At 48.1% G+C, this 15,096-nt stretch carries 19 protein-coding genes; 5 read left to right on the top strand and 14 right to left on the bottom strand.

The genetic code is table 11. The annotated features are described in order from the left end of the window. Nucleotide 1: 1 nt before the first annotated feature. Both erpA and ACKKE8_RS25965 read right to left on the bottom strand, forming a co-directional pair. On the bottom strand, nucleotides 2–361 hold the full coding sequence (gene erpA, locus ACKKE8_RS25960) for an iron-sulfur cluster insertion protein ErpA (RefSeq protein ID WP_173616485.1): 360 nt from the start codon (nucleotides 359–361) through the stop codon (nucleotides 2–4). A gap of 150 nt (nucleotides 362–511) precedes the next feature. Beyond that, complete coding sequence (locus ACKKE8_RS25965) at nucleotides 512–733, bottom strand: Spo0E family sporulation regulatory protein-aspartic acid phosphatase (protein ID WP_409175557.1); 222 nt, start codon at nucleotides 731–733, stop codon at nucleotides 512–514. 336 nt (nucleotides 734–1,069) lie between these two features. On the opposite strand from ACKKE8_RS25965, the gene mqnE reads away from it, so the two are divergent. After that, on the top strand, nucleotides 1,070–2,173 hold the full coding sequence (gene mqnE, locus ACKKE8_RS25970; RefSeq protein ID WP_106836312.1) for an aminofutalosine synthase MqnE: 1,104 nt from the start codon (nucleotides 1,070–1,072) through the stop codon (nucleotides 2,171–2,173). 104 nt (nucleotides 2,174–2,277) lie between these two features. On the opposite strand, the gene ACKKE8_RS25975 is transcribed toward mqnE, so the two are convergent. Then, nucleotides 2,278–2,541 (bottom strand): DUF1450 domain-containing protein, encoded by a 264-nt coding sequence (locus ACKKE8_RS25975; RefSeq protein ID WP_047072975.1) that lies wholly within the window; start codon nucleotides 2,539–2,541, stop codon nucleotides 2,278–2,280. Nucleotides 2,542–2,714: 173 nt separating this feature from the next. Here ACKKE8_RS25975 and ACKKE8_RS25980 point away from each other — a divergent pair, with 173 nt between their 5' ends. Together ACKKE8_RS25980 and ACKKE8_RS25985 are read left to right on the top strand one after the other, a co-directional pair. Next, complete coding sequence (locus ACKKE8_RS25980; protein WP_409175558.1) at nucleotides 2,715–3,782, top strand: NAD(P)/FAD-dependent oxidoreductase; 1,068 nt, start codon at nucleotides 2,715–2,717, stop codon at nucleotides 3,780–3,782. A gap of 110 nt (nucleotides 3,783–3,892) precedes the next feature. Continuing rightward, nucleotides 3,893–4,753: an MBL fold metallo-hydrolase gene (locus ACKKE8_RS25985; RefSeq protein ID WP_409175559.1), complete on the top strand. Its 861-nt coding sequence runs from the start codon at nucleotides 3,893–3,895 to the stop codon at nucleotides 4,751–4,753. A gap of 45 nt (nucleotides 4,754–4,798) precedes the next feature. On the opposite strand, the gene ACKKE8_RS25990 is transcribed toward ACKKE8_RS25985, so the two are convergent. From ACKKE8_RS25990 to cysK, 7 genes are all read right to left on the bottom strand, one after another. Then, nucleotides 4,799–5,557 carry a carbon-nitrogen hydrolase family protein gene (locus ACKKE8_RS25990; protein WP_409175560.1) on the bottom strand — a complete coding sequence of 253 codons (759 nt, stop codon included), beginning with the start codon at nucleotides 5,555–5,557 and terminating at the stop codon, nucleotides 4,799–4,801. Between the two features lie 259 nt (nucleotides 5,558–5,816). After that, nucleotides 5,817–6,158, bottom strand: a complete 342-nt coding sequence (locus ACKKE8_RS25995) for a hypothetical protein (RefSeq protein WP_409175561.1) — start codon at nucleotides 6,156–6,158, stop codon at nucleotides 5,817–5,819. A gap of 144 nt (nucleotides 6,159–6,302) precedes the next feature. Next, a complete protein-coding gene (locus ACKKE8_RS26000; protein WP_409175562.1) occupies nucleotides 6,303–7,196 on the bottom strand; it encodes a hypothetical protein in 894 nt (297 codons plus the stop codon). A 72-nt stretch (nucleotides 7,197–7,268) separates the two neighbouring features. Next, nucleotides 7,269–7,718 carry a hypothetical protein gene (locus ACKKE8_RS26005; protein WP_409175563.1) on the bottom strand — a complete coding sequence of 150 codons (450 nt, stop codon included), beginning with the start codon at nucleotides 7,716–7,718 and terminating at the stop codon, nucleotides 7,269–7,271. Continuing rightward, complete coding sequence (locus ACKKE8_RS26010) at nucleotides 7,693–8,028, bottom strand: YuzD family protein (protein WP_047072988.1); 336 nt, start codon at nucleotides 8,026–8,028, stop codon at nucleotides 7,693–7,695. Before ACKKE8_RS26010 ends, ACKKE8_RS26005 begins: the two co-directional genes overlap by 26 nt. 29 nt (nucleotides 8,029–8,057) lie before the next feature. Further along, entirely contained in the window at nucleotides 8,058–9,191 is a 1,134-nt protein-coding gene (locus ACKKE8_RS26015; protein WP_409175564.1) for a bifunctional cystathionine gamma-lyase/homocysteine desulfhydrase, read from the bottom strand. A gap of 1 nt (nucleotide 9,192) precedes the next feature. Further along, nucleotides 9,193–10,116 carry a cysteine synthase A gene (gene cysK, locus ACKKE8_RS26020; protein WP_007715789.1) on the bottom strand — a complete coding sequence of 308 codons (924 nt, stop codon included), beginning with the start codon at nucleotides 10,114–10,116 and terminating at the stop codon, nucleotides 9,193–9,195. Between the two features lie 195 nt (nucleotides 10,117–10,311). On the opposite strand from cysK, the gene ACKKE8_RS26025 reads away from it, so the two are divergent. After that, the gene (locus ACKKE8_RS26025) at nucleotides 10,312–10,539 is read left to right on the top strand and encodes a NifU family protein (protein ID WP_007715787.1); all 228 of its coding nucleotides are present in this window, start codon (nucleotides 10,312–10,314) and stop codon (nucleotides 10,537–10,539) included. Nucleotides 10,540–10,590: 51 nt separating this feature from the next. Here ACKKE8_RS26025 and ACKKE8_RS26030 read toward each other — a convergent pair whose 3' ends face one another. The 3 genes from ACKKE8_RS26030 to ACKKE8_RS26040 are packed head-to-tail and all read right to left on the bottom strand — an operon-like array spanning nucleotide 10,591 to nucleotide 13,509. After that, nucleotides 10,591–11,511: an alpha/beta hydrolase gene (locus ACKKE8_RS26030; RefSeq protein WP_409175565.1), complete on the bottom strand. Its 921-nt coding sequence runs from the start codon at nucleotides 11,509–11,511 to the stop codon at nucleotides 10,591–10,593. After that, a complete protein-coding gene (locus tag ACKKE8_RS26035) occupies nucleotides 11,508–12,467 on the bottom strand; it encodes a 2-hydroxyacid dehydrogenase (RefSeq protein ID WP_409175566.1) in 960 nt (319 codons plus the stop codon). Before ACKKE8_RS26035 ends, ACKKE8_RS26030 begins: the two co-directional genes overlap by 4 nt. Beyond that, on the bottom strand, nucleotides 12,424–13,509 hold the full coding sequence (locus tag ACKKE8_RS26040) for a hypothetical protein (protein ID WP_409175567.1): 1,086 nt from the start codon (nucleotides 13,507–13,509) through the stop codon (nucleotides 12,424–12,426). The genes ACKKE8_RS26035 and ACKKE8_RS26040 overlap by 44 nt, the downstream gene beginning before the upstream one ends. 164 nt (nucleotides 13,510–13,673) lie before the next feature. Between ACKKE8_RS26040 and ACKKE8_RS26045 the strand changes: the two genes are divergently transcribed. Further along, a complete protein-coding gene (locus tag ACKKE8_RS26045; RefSeq protein WP_409175568.1) occupies nucleotides 13,674–14,189 on the top strand; it encodes a phosphatidylglycerophosphatase A in 516 nt (171 codons plus the stop codon). On the opposite strand, the gene ACKKE8_RS26050 is transcribed toward ACKKE8_RS26045, so the two are convergent. Further along, the gene (locus ACKKE8_RS26050) at nucleotides 14,184–14,963 is read right to left on the bottom strand and encodes a TIGR01457 family HAD-type hydrolase (RefSeq protein ID WP_409175569.1); all 780 of its coding nucleotides are present in this window, start codon (nucleotides 14,961–14,963) and stop codon (nucleotides 14,184–14,186) included. The two genes, ACKKE8_RS26045 and ACKKE8_RS26050, sit on opposite strands and share 6 nt — an antisense overlap. Between the last annotated feature and the right edge of the window lie 133 nt (nucleotides 14,964–15,096).

Here is a 15,096-nt window from a genome sequence, read left to right on the forward strand (position 1 = left end):
ATTAGTCGTCACATTTCTCCGCTTTTCCTTCAGCCAAGGCTGTTTTGAACGAAGAACCACAGCCACAAGAAGCGACTGCATTCGGATTCTCGATGGAGAAGCCTCCGCCCATCATCGATTCCTTGAAATCGATCTCTGTACCTTTAATGTATGGATAGCTGTCCTTATCGACAATAATTTTCACACCGTTTTGCTCGAAGGTCTCGTCGCCTTCTTTTATCTCTTCGTCCCAGCCCATCCCGTAGGTAAAGCCGCTGCAACCACCTGTTCTGACACCTACCCGCAAAAACACGTCGGGCTTGCCTTCTGCTGCCAGCATTTCTTTTACTTTCAGACTGGCGCGCTCTGTCAATGTAATCATGCTTCTTTCCCTCCTTCACAGGCTTTTCATTCCTGCACTTGTTACAACCAGTATATTCAGTTTACTAAGAAACGCTTCTTCCCACAAGGTTCCCCTGCACTTTACTCGCTCATTCTCTCTCTATAAATAAAAAAGAAGGGTTTCCCCTTCCTATGCAAAATGTGCATTATTTTCCATTAGATAAAATCTATAAGCTTTCTTCCGGTTCCCTGCCTTAGACAGATTATGATCGATCTGGTTCAGTTCGTTGTGTAGTTGATCAATTTGTATACTGTATTCTAGGACATCTGGATGATCTAACCCAAACTCTAACCCCATATGTACCATACGCTGTCGAAGGAGTTCGATTTTCTCGAGCAAAACGTCCCGCATTTGAAGCTCCTCCTAATAATAGATCAGGCTTTCTTACTATATTTTACAAGAACAGCTAGAATTTCGCAAACAAAAATTACTTTATTTCCGAAAATATACCAAAAATACGACGGTAATTGTTCTATTTTTACATCCGCAACTTTCTTCTAGAGAGTTGGAGAACTTATGATATTGTTCGTACTTACCAAGAGGTTTATAATATAGGTGCTCTTGTTGCCCGAGATTTACTCTATTCCTAAGAGCCTTTCCACTCCCATGGAACGAATATCGATTGGGTATGACTGGATTAAAGCTCTTTCATCTAAGAACCATTGACTTTGAAAGGAAGTGTTTGGAATGGCGCTTGAAACGATTGCCATACAAGACAAATCTCTCGCCGGAATCGCCGAAAAAGTTATGCATGGCGAAAGACTTACCTTGGAAGACGGTGTCACCCTTTTTAATTCCAACGATCTTTTGACGATTGGACAATTGGCTAACGTTGTTAACTATCGCAAGAATCAGGATAAGGTTTACTTTTTGCAAAATCTGTACATCAACCCAACGAACGTATGTGAAGCTCATTGCAGATTCTGTGGCTTCCGCCGCGATGAAGGAGATGAGGGTGCCTACACAATGAGCATGGAAGAGTTGCTTCATTATGTAGAAACACGCTTCCATCCGGGTATCCGTGAATTCCATATCGTTGGCGGACATAACCAGCACAAGCCATTTGAATACTACCTCGACACCATTCGTACCTTGAGAAAAGCGTACCCGGATGTGACGATTAAATCGTATACAGGTGCAGAGATCGAGTTCTTCTCCCGTATTTCCGGTCTATCCATCCGCGAGGTTTTGCAAGAGCTGATGAAAGCTGGTCTTCAAAGCCTTACTGGTGGTGGCGCTGAAATTTTGACTGAGCGCTATCGTATGAAAATGAGCCCGGAAAAAGCAAGTACAGACATGTATCTGCAAGTACACCGCACGGCTCATGAGTTGGGCTTGAAAACACATACCACCATGCTGTACGGCTCCATCGAGACATTGGAAGAGCGCGTGATTCACATGCTCCGCCTGCGCGAGCTCCAAGATGACACAAACGGCTTCATGGTGTTCATTCCATTGGCTGTTCAACCGATCAAAGCAACAGCTGGCATCAAACGCCGCAACTCTGCCATTGATGACTTGAAAACAATGGCGATCAGCCGTCTGATGCTCGATAACTTCCAGCATGTCAAAGCATACTTCATCAACATCGGTACCCAGCTCACACAACTTTCTCTGCAAATGGGAATTTCCGATGCTCACGGAACCTTGATCGAGGAGCGCATCAGCCACTCAGCCGGTGCACTCACCCAACAAGCTCTGACTGTAGATGAGTTGGTTTGGTTGATCAAAGGCGCAGGAAAACGTGCGCTGGAACGCGATACCTTCTACAACGTGATCAAAGAACATTAAACCATAAAAAAAGCTGATGCTCCGAATCACTTGGGCATCAGCTTTACTATTTTGATACGTGCACGGTTGATCATGCTCCCCAATGAACATCCTAAGAGAACAACCTACAGAGGGAAATCTGCATCCAGCAGCTCTTCTTCCTCCCGTAATTTATTCTTGATTTTCACCAGTAATTCATCGGCTGTTGGAGCTTGCACCAATGTGCCGTTTACGAGCGCGAATGGCTCCATGTAGCATTCACCGCAATACCCCAGACAGCCGTACTCGAGTACGTCCACGTCCAGATCAGGATCATTTTCCAATGCATCCACGACGGATTGCGTATAGGAGGAAACATTGCTCGCGCAAAATTCTACAAGTGGTTTCATCTATTGTCACCTACCGATTATTTCGACATCATCACGTACTTTATTGTACCTCGAGTTTGATAAAAATCCAGCGGAGAAAACGGGAAAAAGATTCTGCTTGCATTTTTAGTGAAAGAGACTAAAAATAGAGTGGGTGCTGTAAAAAACGGACAGAAGAAAGGACTAGACCTTCTATGAAACGACTTGTGATCCTTGGAGGAGGATACGGGGGTCTTCGTATTATTGAGCGAGTCCTGTCCCCTGATTTACCAGATGACGTGTTTATAACCCTCGTAGACCGTATGCCGTTTCATGGCTTGAAAACAGAGTATTATGCTCTGGCGGCAGGTACTACACCGGAATCTCACCTGCGTGTTAATTTTCCAAACGATCCACGCCTGACCGTCAAATACGGTGAAATTGCTGGTGTGGAATTGGACGAGCAGGTCGTCAATTTTGCTAACGGGGACACCCTCTCCTACGATTGGCTTGTAATCGGATTGGGTTGTGAGGATCGTTACCATGATATCCCTGGTGCTGAACAATTTACGTGTTCGATCCAAACCATGGGAGCTACCCGCAACACATACATGGCAATCAATAATGTGAACCCATACGGCACGGTTAGCGTTGTGGGCGGTGGTCTTTCCGGGGTGGAAATGGCTGCTGAGCTGCGCGAGAGCCGTCCCGACCTGAATGTACGCATCATCGACCGCGGTCAAAGCATTTTGAGCCCATTCCCGAAAAAGCTTCAGGAATATGCATCTCAATGGTTCATTGAACACGATGTACAGCTTGTTTCCATGGCGAATGTCACTGGCATTGAGCAAGGGATCGTGTACAACCACAACCAGCCTGTTGAAAGTGATGTTATCGTATGGACAGCAGGTATTCAAGCGAACAAAATCGTGCGCTCTCTACCGATCGAAACAGACAACATCGGACGCGCCAAATTAAATCAGTATCATCAAATCCCATCCCATACGAACGTGTATGTGGTAGGTGACTGTGCAAGCACCATCATCGCGCCGAGCGCACAAACAGCTGAGATCCAAGGCGAACAAGTTGCCTTGATGTTGAAAAAAGACATCAAAGGTGAGGAGTATCCAGCGTCATTGCCTGCTCTCAAGCACAAAGGCTTCCTCGGTTCCCTCGGCAAAAAGGAAGGCTTTGCCAGCATGGGAAAAATGTCTCTGGTCGGTCAGATGGCTCGTGTCATCAAGAGCGGTCAGCTATGGATGTACAAAAAGCATATGGGATAAAGCACAAGCCTGTTGGCCGGATGGTCAAACAGGTTTTCTTTTTGTATATAATCTCCAAGCAGAATCGGCATAATATCGTAGACCGGAGAAACCAGCTTGGAGGTTTTTTAGTGGAATCAAACACATATGAGGATATGAAAGATACGCTGGCAGACAATTACATGCCAATGACTTCCTTTCGAAGTGGAGTCGAAGAGACAGTCAGACCAGATGTAGAATGCTACACCATTCAAATTGTGAACATCGCGTTGGTCGGGGATTCAGAATCATGGGTTCTAGTAGATGCGGGGATGCCACAATCAGCGGAACAAATCATCGAGATTGCCCGGGGGCGCTTTGGTGAGGAAGCCAAGCCGAGAGCCATCATGCTCACTCACGGTCATTTCGATCATGTCGGGGCAGTCATCGAGCTCGTAAAAGCGTGGAAGGTTCCCGTCTATGCCCATCCACTAGAAATCCCTTATCTGACAGGCCAAAAATTCTATCCGGAGCCAGATGGAACTGTTGAGGGCGGGTTGCTTGCGAAGCTGTCGCCGTTGTTTCCAAATGAACCAATCGATTTGGGCAGCCATGTTCTTCCTCTGCCCGAAGATGGGAGCGTTCCCGAAATGCCTGAATGGCGCTGGATACATACTCCTGGACATTCGCCCGGGCACATTTCCTTCTTTCGTGATGAAGACAGAACTCTCCTCGCAGGGGACGCTTTTGTTACGGTGAAGCAGGACTCGTTGTATCAAGTCGTGACCCAGCAAAAGCAATTGACCGGTCCTCCTGTTTATCTTACAACCGATTGGCAGGCAGCCCGACAATCCGTCGAAAAGCTTGCCAATCTTGCCCCTGCATATGCAATTACTGGTCACGGTCCACCTATGTATGGCGAGGAGTTGGCCGATGGATTGGTCCAATTGGCTGCCAAGTTTGATCGAATAGCTGTCCCCAAGTATGGACGTTATGTGGATATGGAGATGTAGACTGGCAAAAAAGCTGACGCGTATGGACGTCAGCTTTTTTCCTTCCTATTCAACCAACTCAGGATGGAAGCGCTCGGCCAATAATCGTGTCGCTCTCGCAGGATCAATCTCGTACACAAGCATCTCCTCGCCCCCTGAAGCTGCGACACACAGTCGTTCCCCCGTAGGCGAAATCAAAGCCGTCGTCACCTGTTGATTCGGAATCGCGTAGTTCACGCTGGCAAAGTAGATGTTGTTTTCCAAGCTTCGGCAAACCATTGCCCCGTTGTAAAAATCAGGATTGCTGACTTCTCCTGTAAACATCGGATGAAAAACGATGCTCGCTCCACGGCGTGCCGCCCACCGTACCGTCTCTGGATACCGCCATCCCTCATGGCAAATGACAATGCCAAACGACACATTCTCTAACGTAAACAATTGGCGCCCCTCGCCCGGGACATAGTCAAACTGATCCTCATCTGGATCGATCTGATTTTTGATTTGCAGCCCAAGATCTTCTCCCTGCTTCCCCACAACAAAGGCGACTAGATGATAGCCGCGCTCATCCTTCCATTCCATCGGTAAAATGACGGCGAGCTGGCGTTCCTTCGCCAGAGCACGAATCTCTTCCAAAGCTCTCTGTTGTACCTCATGATCGTATGCTTCGACTTCATAGCCTACACCGCGCAGCCCCGGAATGACCGATTCAGGAAAGCAAATCAGATCGCAATTGTTTTGCGCAGCGTTGATCATCTGCTGCTTGATGATTGCAAGCCCCTCCGCCGCTGATTGAGGAAACCTCGTCTGAGCCAAGCCTATTTTCATGGGGAATCCCTCTTTCTATGAAAGATTTCTTTTTAGCTCTGTGAAAAATTCAAATCTGTCAGCCTGTTCAGGCAGAGCAGACACCTGTGCATCCCCCAGTTCGAGGATGGTCCAAAAGCCATTTTCCATCTTGGCGAGATGCTAGAGAAAAACAAGGAAAAAAACAGGAATTTTCAATATCATTCCATTATACAAAATAATTTTCCCAATGCAAAAAAACCGTCAAGATTAATCCTGACGGTTTCCTCATTTTGCTGGTTTATCGCTTTTGGACACGTAAAACAGGTACTTTTTTTGGTTCAAAGGTGTCTGCCAGTACCTTCTCTTGAATAACATTCAGCTTGAGCAAACTCGAAATTTTCCCGGTATCCGCCTTCGACACGAGGCGCCAAAGCGAAGGATCTGGCAAGGCGTTGTAAAGGCGATCATCGTTGTATTCTCGCCGCTCCTGATAGGAGATCAGCAGCTTGTATTCGCCTTCCTCTGCACTGCCTGCTTCGCTGTAAGCTTCAATCAGTTTACTCCGCAGCTCGTTCAACTCTTCCTCTACCTGCTTTTGAATTTCCTTTAATTCGTAGTAGCGAGCAATCGGTTGGTCCATCCGCTCTTCCTCCTTTGGTTACCCCTGTACCCAAAATCCATATGAGAAAAAGTCGGTTGGTAGAACCATTCACTGGCAACGAAAAACAGCCTCCTTTTTCATTTCCGTCATGAAAAGGAGGCTGCCGATCAAACTCTACAATTATTACTTTTCAATCATCGTGTTGATCGCTTCACCCGGGTGTTTTTTCAAGAAAGTAGAATACTCTACTTCCCATGGATTCCATTTGCCGTCACCTTGGTAGCCCCATACGGAGTTGATGCGAGAAACGGTATCTGTGTTGTTCATACCTACGAGTCGTTGCTCCCCCACCAGCTCAAATGTACCGTTCGCATCCATATCAACTGGAGTCAAAGAACCGAATGGATAAGAGAATACAGAAACAGCATCTTCGGTTGGCTGTACTTTGCCTGCTTTGTCATACAGCTTGGCAGCTACGTATACATCTTGGTTGGCACTCACGTCAAGCGTCAGCGGCTTATCCAGGTGGGAGCCTTTTCCCTCTACTTTAAAGCCATCTACAAATTTCCCCTCGTAACGGATTCCTTCGTTTTCCTTCTCACCAAAAATCACGGCTGGCTTGTTGTTTTCAAAGGTAGCGATTACGTGGCTGTAAACACCGCCACTTCCGCCAGTCGCTGTTTTCACAAAGGCATCCGCAACATGATCACCCGTGAAGTCTACGAGAGTCAGCTCGCCTTCATAGCCGCCCAGCTCTTTGATATCCGTTTGACTATAAGCGCCGGATTTTCCGTCTTTCACTACCATGTTCATATTGGAGGAATAGATGTCATCCGCTTTTTCTTTTTCGCCAATTAGGTATACGACGTCATCCTTCTTATCGCCATTCACGTCAGCCGTTTTTTGATCGATCACATAGGTGTTTTTCGCGAGCTTTAATTCAGCTGCCGCAGAGAACAGCTTTCCTTTTTCAGAGTCTGCGTGTGCTACCTGTGTATTCATTGCAGAAAATCCAGCTACGCCTACAACTCCTGCAAGCAGCAAATATGTAACAGGCTTCATCCATTTTTTATTCATCGTTATGGCCTCCACTAGATGGTAAGTTATTGGTTACATTTACTACTATAGGACGAGGCCCATTCTATTTCGTTACAAAATGTTTACGAATGATATACAAATAGGAAACAGCACGTTACTTGACGTTATCCAGCACACTTTTGATATGGCTGGCGAGTCTTGACGGATGTTCAGATTGTAATGCTGTCTGACTGCCTGATAGGCAGCATCTACGTTTTTGCTGCTTTTATTTTTGCGATAGGCAGCCACTTGCTTGGCAAACTTCGGATTGTGGATGAACTCACGGAGTTGAACAGGCAGCATGCCATCTAACAGCTTGACTTGGTAATACTCCCAACCTTCGTCCGTCTTTTTCCCCGGCAGAACGAGCGTGATAAAGAGAAACAAGCGGTCATACGGACGTAAAAACGAGAGATGTCGTTTCGCACAGATAAAAAAGCGACCAGGCTCATGCATCTGGTCGCTTAAAAAAATGACTATCGTTGCTCTTATGCTGTTATTCGGCATCTGCTGTCGAAGCAATCGGCTGCACGCCCATGCTCTCCAGCTTTTCATAGATATCCTTTAATTTCGGATTTCCCTCACCGACAATTTCCCCGGAAATTACGACAAGCGGATACCATAAATCTTCCTCGATAATGCGATTCGCCCAGCTTTTGTCATCGTCTGTCTGCGGCTGTTGAAAGTCGCTATAAACGATGCGGATGCTGTCACTCCCATACTTGCGCGAGAGTGCCGCCTCCAGCCACTCGGCTGTTTCCTTTGCAGATGGCAAATTGACGCAGCTTGCGCACAATTGCTCTGTCCCAAAAACCTTGATATCGACAGTCACTATATCCGCCCTCCCCCGGGTCAGCTAGCTTAGGACAATGCTTGGTCCAGGTCCTCGATCAAGTCCTGAACATCTTCAATACCAACAGAGATGCGCACCAAGCCATCCGTAATGCCCAGCTCAGCACGGCGCTCTGCCGGGATAGAAGCATGTGTCATGCGTGCAGGTACGCTGATCAAGCTCTCCACTGCACCCAGCGATTCTGCCAGCGTGTAGTATTTTACCTTTGCCAACACTTCGTCAGCACGTTCTGCGCTGCCTACGTCGAAGGAAATCATACCACCAAAGCCACGCGCTTGCTTTTGAATCAGCTCATGACCGGAATGGCTGGACAAACCAGGATAAATGACACGTTTGATGTCGCTGCGCTCAGACAGCCATTTTGCTATCGTACGTGCGTTGTGCTCATGCTCTTCCATTCGAATTCCCAGCGTCTTCATACCGCGCAGCAAGAGCCAAGAATCTTGTGGTCCAAGCACACCGCCAATTGCATTTTGCACAAAATGGAGGTCTTCGCCCACTTGCGCATCTTTTGCTACGACCAGACCTGCTACTACGTCGCTGTGTCCGCCCAAATATTTCGTTGCGCTATGGAACACGATGTCAGCACCGAGATCCAGCGGATTTTGCCAGTATGGTGTCATGAACGTGTTGTCTACTACGAGCAGCACGCCTTTTGCTTTCGCGATGCCTGCCAACGCGCTGATGTCGCTTACTTTCAGCAGCGGGTTTGTCGGTGTTTCCATAATGATGGCTTTGGTTTCCGGGCGAATTGCCGCCTCTACTGCTGCCAGATCACTCGTATCTACATAGGTTGCTTCCAGACCCATACGGGAGAATACACGTGTAACGACGCGGTAAGTACCACCGTATACATCGTCACCTACCACGAGATGGTCGCCTTTGTTGAACATGGAAAGGATGGTAGAGAGTGCCGCCATACCAGAACCAAATGCAAAGCCGCGAGCGCCGCCTTCGATTTCTGCGATGTATGTTTCCAATGCGTGGCGGGTCGGGTTCCCGGTACGGGAGTATTCGAAGCCCTTGTGAACGCCAATGGCTTCCTGTTTATAAGTACTTACCTGGTAAATTGGAACGGATACGGCTCCTGTATGTGGATCTCCATCGATTCCGCCGTGGATCAGACGAGTTTTGATGCGCATCTTAAATTCCCCCCTGGTAAATTTTCTTGCTTAGATAACGTTCGCTGCCGTCAGCAAACAATGTAACGATATTCGTCCCTGGTGCTGCTTCTCTTGCTTCGCGCAGTGCCGCTGCCATGGCTGCACCTGAGGAACTGCCTACGAGCAAGCCTTCCTTGGCAGCTAGCTGCTTGACCAGATCGAATGCTTCCACATCGAGAATCGTGTGAATGGCATTGAAGTAGCTCGTATCCATGAACGGCGGCAAAAACTCCATGCCGATTCCTTCTGTTTTATGCGGGCCGGATTCTCCCCCATTCAAGATGGAACCTTCTGGCTCGACAATTACCGTTTTTACGTTTGGATTTTGTTCTTTCAAGTAGCGAGCAGCACCCATGAAAGTACCGCCAGAGCCCGCGCCTGCCACAAATACGTTAACTTGACCATCCATTTGACTCCAAATTTCTGGACCTGTTGTTTTGTAGTGTGCGTCTGGATTCGCCGGGTTAGCAAATTGCTGTGGAACAAAAGCACCTGGAATCGATTCTGCGAGTTCTTTTGCCTTGGCGATTGCACCCTTAATTCCCAATTCTGTCGGGGTATTGACGACTTCTGCTCCGAGGGCACGCATCAGCTCTTGCTTTTCCTCGGAAAACTTCGCTGGTACGCAGAAGATGACTTTATAACCAGTTCCTACAGCGGCCAGCGCTACACCAATTCCTGTATTTCCTGCTGTCGGCTCGATAATGGTACCACCTGGGGCCAATTGGCCGTTCTCTTCTGCGGCACGAATCAACTCCATGCCGAGTCTGTCTTTTACGCTGCCCCCTGGGTTAAAATATTCCAGCTTGGCAAACAAGCGGACACCTTCTGGGAGCTCAAATTGTGTAATTTCGACGATCGGCGTATTACCAATCAGTTCCTTCACATTGCGAAATACGTTCACGAAGATCTGACTCCTTATATTGAAGTACTTGCTTCTTTCTTTTTCATTATAACATGCAAAGATTACAAAAAGTCCATGCTACTGAACTTCGGTGCGTCAACGGAACTTCAAAGTGTCAACAGGGCATGTAAGCCATGGATTTCTCACCATGGTATGATTATAATAAAGGAGAGGTTGGAAAGGAGTGAATGTAACATGGATATCATGGATCAAGTACAAGAAGTTCTCGATAAACTGCGTCCTTACCTGCAACGTGACGGCGGTGACGTACAACTCGTTGATGTAGAAGATGGCATCGTGAAGCTGCGCCTGATGGGTGCTTGCGGTAGCTGCCCTTCCTCTACCATCACCCTGAAAGCAGGAATCGAGCGTGCACTGGTGGAAGAAATCCCAGGCATCAAAGAAGTTCAACAAGTATTCTAATCCAGTCACATCGACATGAAAGCAGCTACAGCAACCGCGTAGCTGCTTTTTTCATTTTCCCTTCCCCATTCCTTTTTCCAAAAAAGCAACGACGCGCTTCTCGTATTCCTCTGGAACTAACGGATAACTGCGGACGTGACCCGCTCGCGGTACGATCCAAATCTCGGAATCTTTGTCTTGCGTCAGCTCAAATAGTCGTTCGCTGTTCACCATGGGGATCGTCGTATCGCCTGTCCCGTGTATAAAAAGAATCGGTTTATTCGCTTGCTTGACTGCCTGATACGGGTTGACGTCACGCGGATTAGCTCCTAGCAATATAGGACACAAGGTAAGGATGAGCCAGTTGAATGGAAAGCGAGGTAGGCCCGTCCACTGCGGTAAGTTCTCAACCAAGTATTCACGCAAGGAATAGAATGGAGAATCCGCTACAATCGCCGTGATGCGTTCATCCACTCCTCCCACCATCAAGGAGGTTGCCGCCCCCATGGAAAACCCGACGAGACCCAGTGTGTGTTCCGGCTTCTTGGCTGCCGCAAAATCAATGGCCCCCCGCAAATCCTGCTGCTCCCGAAGACCAATCGTAGTCAGCGCGTCGCTGGACTCACCCGCATTTCGAAAGTCAAACATCAGCACGTCAAAACCGGCATGAACAAGCCTTGCCGCTAGTGACAGAGCGGGAAGATGCGGTTCTAATCTGTTTTGGCTATACCCATGGGCAAAGACGACTGTACGACCATTGGAGACTTTCCCATTTTTTTCAGCTGACAAGTACCATCCAGCCAACGAAATAGTCGTTTCCCTGCTCGAAAAAACGATGGATTCCACCTGTTCAATCCCAAAATCTCGAGGGTCCGTGTTAACCAGCTTTCGTACGGGATGTGTCAAGCGCCAGGTTACGTGAAACGACACGGCTACTGCTGCAATCAAGAGTAGCAATAAGAGTCCTATGATTAATACAAAGTATGTGTTCATACCGCAGTCAGAGGTTCCCTCCCACTTAGTACAGCTACGATGTTAGCAGCAGCCAGCCTCGCCATCTCCGCCCTCGTTTGCACAGTCGCACTACCTATATGCGGCAATGCTACGACATTCGGCAGTTGCAAGAGCGGGTTATCCATCGGGACAGGCTCGACCGCAAAAACGTCCAGGCCTGCCGCCCAAATTTTTTTATCTACCAACGCTTGATACAGGGCGGACTCATCGACTGTCCCACCACGAGAAACATTGATAAACACAGCGGTTTCTTTCATGAGCGAAAATTGTTTTTCCCCCATCAACATGCGTGTGTCCTCTGTCAGCGGTGTAAGCAAAACGACGTAATCGGACTCTTGCAGAAGCTCTGCCAAATCAGCATACCGTGCTCCTGTCTCTTGCTCAGCCTGCGGTTTGAGATTCCGGTTGTGATACAAGATTCGCATGCCAAATCCTTTGGCGCGTCTCGCCACAGCTTCCCCAATTCTCCCCATCCCGATAATCCCCAGTGTCGAACCATATACATTTTGTCCAGCCATGAGGGTCGGACTCCACGATGTCCATTCCCCCTGCAATAAAAATCGATTGGCTTCCGTCAATCGGCGGCCTGTTGCCATCAATAAAGCGAAAGCCAAATCGGCTGTGGACTCTGTCAGTACATCTGGCGTATTGGTTACGATCACCTCGTGCCGTCTGCACGCTTCCAAATCAATATTGTCGTAACCGACCGCCATGTTCGCCACGATTCGGAGTCGTTTTGTACACGCCAAAAATTCCTCATCCACGCGTTCTGTCAGCATGGTCAAGACGGCATCTACATGTTTAATCTTTTCCAGCAACAATTCACGCGGGATCGGCGCATTTTTTGTCCATTGCTCGACCACGGCTACTTTTTCAAGCATCGCGATCACTTCAGGATTGAGTTTCCTCGTAACGAAAACTTGTTGCTTGATCATCTTTTTTCCTCCACAACCAATCAATTTGTGGAATGGATACGTCATAACGCTGTGCAATGAATACGGGGTACTTTCGAAGTGCGTCTTCCATTTTGGTTAGCTCGTCTTCCAACTGCGTTTGCCATGCTTGGATGTTGACTTCCTGGCGCTCTTCTACCGGCAACTCCATATAGGTCTCTACGAGTTTCAAAAACCTGCCTGGGTAGATCATGAGCGCATAAATCACGGCATATTCAGCTGGCTTCAGCACAGAGACGCTGTTGTAGCCGTCGAGAAAGCTGGTCACAGCCTCTTCATTCCAGCCGTTTCGCTTTGTCTCGGCTTTGATCCACTGCCCTACATCACGAGTGCGCATATCAAGAACCCAGTTCCATTCACCTGCCATTAGACGTACATCCTTCTCTTTCCATAGCATATACCCTTGATCAAAATTTTGGTAGGCTACTTTCCCGAGACTAGCTGTTTCCTTCACGACTTTATCGTATCCGGCATCCAACAAATATTGAACGGACAATTCACCGAGCTGAGTAATGTAGGTGAAGCAGGTTAACAAATATTCATCCATTGGCGCGAGCTCTACATGATCCTCATCCATCTCATCCCGGTACTCATTAAAATTCCGTAGCTTTTTTCGCCACATGCTCGGCCAGTTGCCAAGAGAGCTATAAGGGATAAACATCTTGTCAGATGAAAAATCACTCGTGGCCAGATGGAACTGTGCGAGCGATTGGCCACTGGCATAATATGGGTCGTCAGGAACCGCTTCCCGCACGCCTCTGTATAAATAGTAAAGCTGCTCATCATCAACGATGTGAGCCTGCCCGCTTGTTGTGTTCACTAGCTTTAACAAGCGAATGCTTTGCTGTTGACTCAAATGCTTTTTTACTTTCTCAATAAACTTGCTCTTGTATTTATATCCGGCTGGCGCCTCGAACATGTAGTAAAGGCCTCGATCCGTTTCCAGTACCTTGCTGGCCCCCGTCGTACGATATCCCTGGAGTTCAAAACCGTACTTCTCCTGAAGAAGCTCTTTTTCTTCCATACAGTTGTTCACCCTCCTTGCATACTGCTCTTCTGGCATTGTATGTCGGTAGATCGGGATAGGTGCCTATTTGTATGCAGATACTAGATGCATTCATGCCGACTTTCTGGGTGCTGAAAAGTCGACTATTTGAACACACACGTTAAAAAGGAGGAACCACAAGCATGATTGAGCATCCATTAAATAGCGAGAGCTGTCTGGACTTCGTTATTGAGCTTTTGGAAAAACGAGGAGTCAGTTTGAACGACATTGCTGAAATTGTCATGTTCCTGCAGTCACAATACATCCCGGACATCACTTTGGACTTGTGTCTGGACAGTGTGGCGTCCGTCTTGAAAAAACGTGAGGTCCAAAACGCGCTGCTGACCGGGATTCAGCTCGACATCCTCGCAGAACAAAAGCAGCTGCTGCCCCCGCTCCAGGCAATTATTGAATCAGACGAACCGCTATACGGCATAGACGAGGTACTTGCCCTCGCAATCGTCAACCTGTACGGGAGCATCGGATTCACCAACTTCGGTTATGTAGACAAACTGAAACACGGCAAGCTCGCCGATCTCAACGACAAGCGTTTTGGTGTCCATACTTTTTTGGACGATCTCGTCGGTGCGGTCGCAGCGGCCGCCTCCAGCCGCATTGCCCACCGCCAGAAGCAGCAGGAAGAATGCGCAGAATCATAGCGAGATTCGTTGCTGCCATTCCGGCAAATCTTCCGCAATATGGGTAGGCGCAACATGATGCTGATCTGCTTCTTCGCGCGTGGAATAGCCAGTCAAAACGAGCAAGCTGTCCAAGCCGCTGTTGGCACCTGCCTCAATGTCAGTAAATAAATTGTCCCCGACGATCAGCGTGTCAGCCGCAGCAGTACCAAGCTGATTCAGAGCGTAACGGACGATGATGGACTCTGGTTTGCCAATCACGATAGGTTTGGTCGCGGAGGCAACGGAGACGGCTGCCACCAGTGAACCATTGCCGGGGAACAGACCAGCATCCGTCGGCAGGGCTGCATCTGCATTGGTAGCGATAAAAGTTGCTCCTGCACGGATAGCGCGTGCGGCGATCGTCAGCTTTTCATACGTAAAAGCACGATCAATCCCGACAATGACATAAGCCGGATCTTCTTCTGTAATCACATAGCCTGCATCCGTCAGCTGATCATGCAAGCCCGCTTCTCCAATCACGTAGACGCGTGTACCCGCTGGTGCCTGTTCTCGCAAATAGGTAGCGGTCGCCATGCTCGTGGTATACACGTCCCGTGCCTGTGCCTCTATACCCATTGCTACCAGCCGTTCTGCCACATGCTGTGCAGAGGCTGAAGAATTGTTGGTCAGGAACAAAAATGGAATTTGATGAGTTTTTAAGTGGGTGATGAATGCTGCGGCTCCCGGAATCGCTTCTTTTCCCCGATAAATCGTTCCATCTAGATCAAGCAAATAGCCTTTATATTGTTTCACGTTGTTCCATCTCCCATCTGTTTTCTAAGCCGGTTAGCTCTCCCCTCTTAGTGTAAACCTTCGTCCTTTCTATCGCAAAAAAACAGGAAACGGCCTTCCACCGCTTCCTGCTTTTTGTCTAGTCGGCTCTTCC

The sequence above is a fragment of the Brevibacillus fortis genome (assembly GCF_046196545.1).
Lineage (GTDB): Bacteria > Bacillota > Bacilli > Brevibacillales > Brevibacillaceae > Brevibacillus > Brevibacillus fortis_A.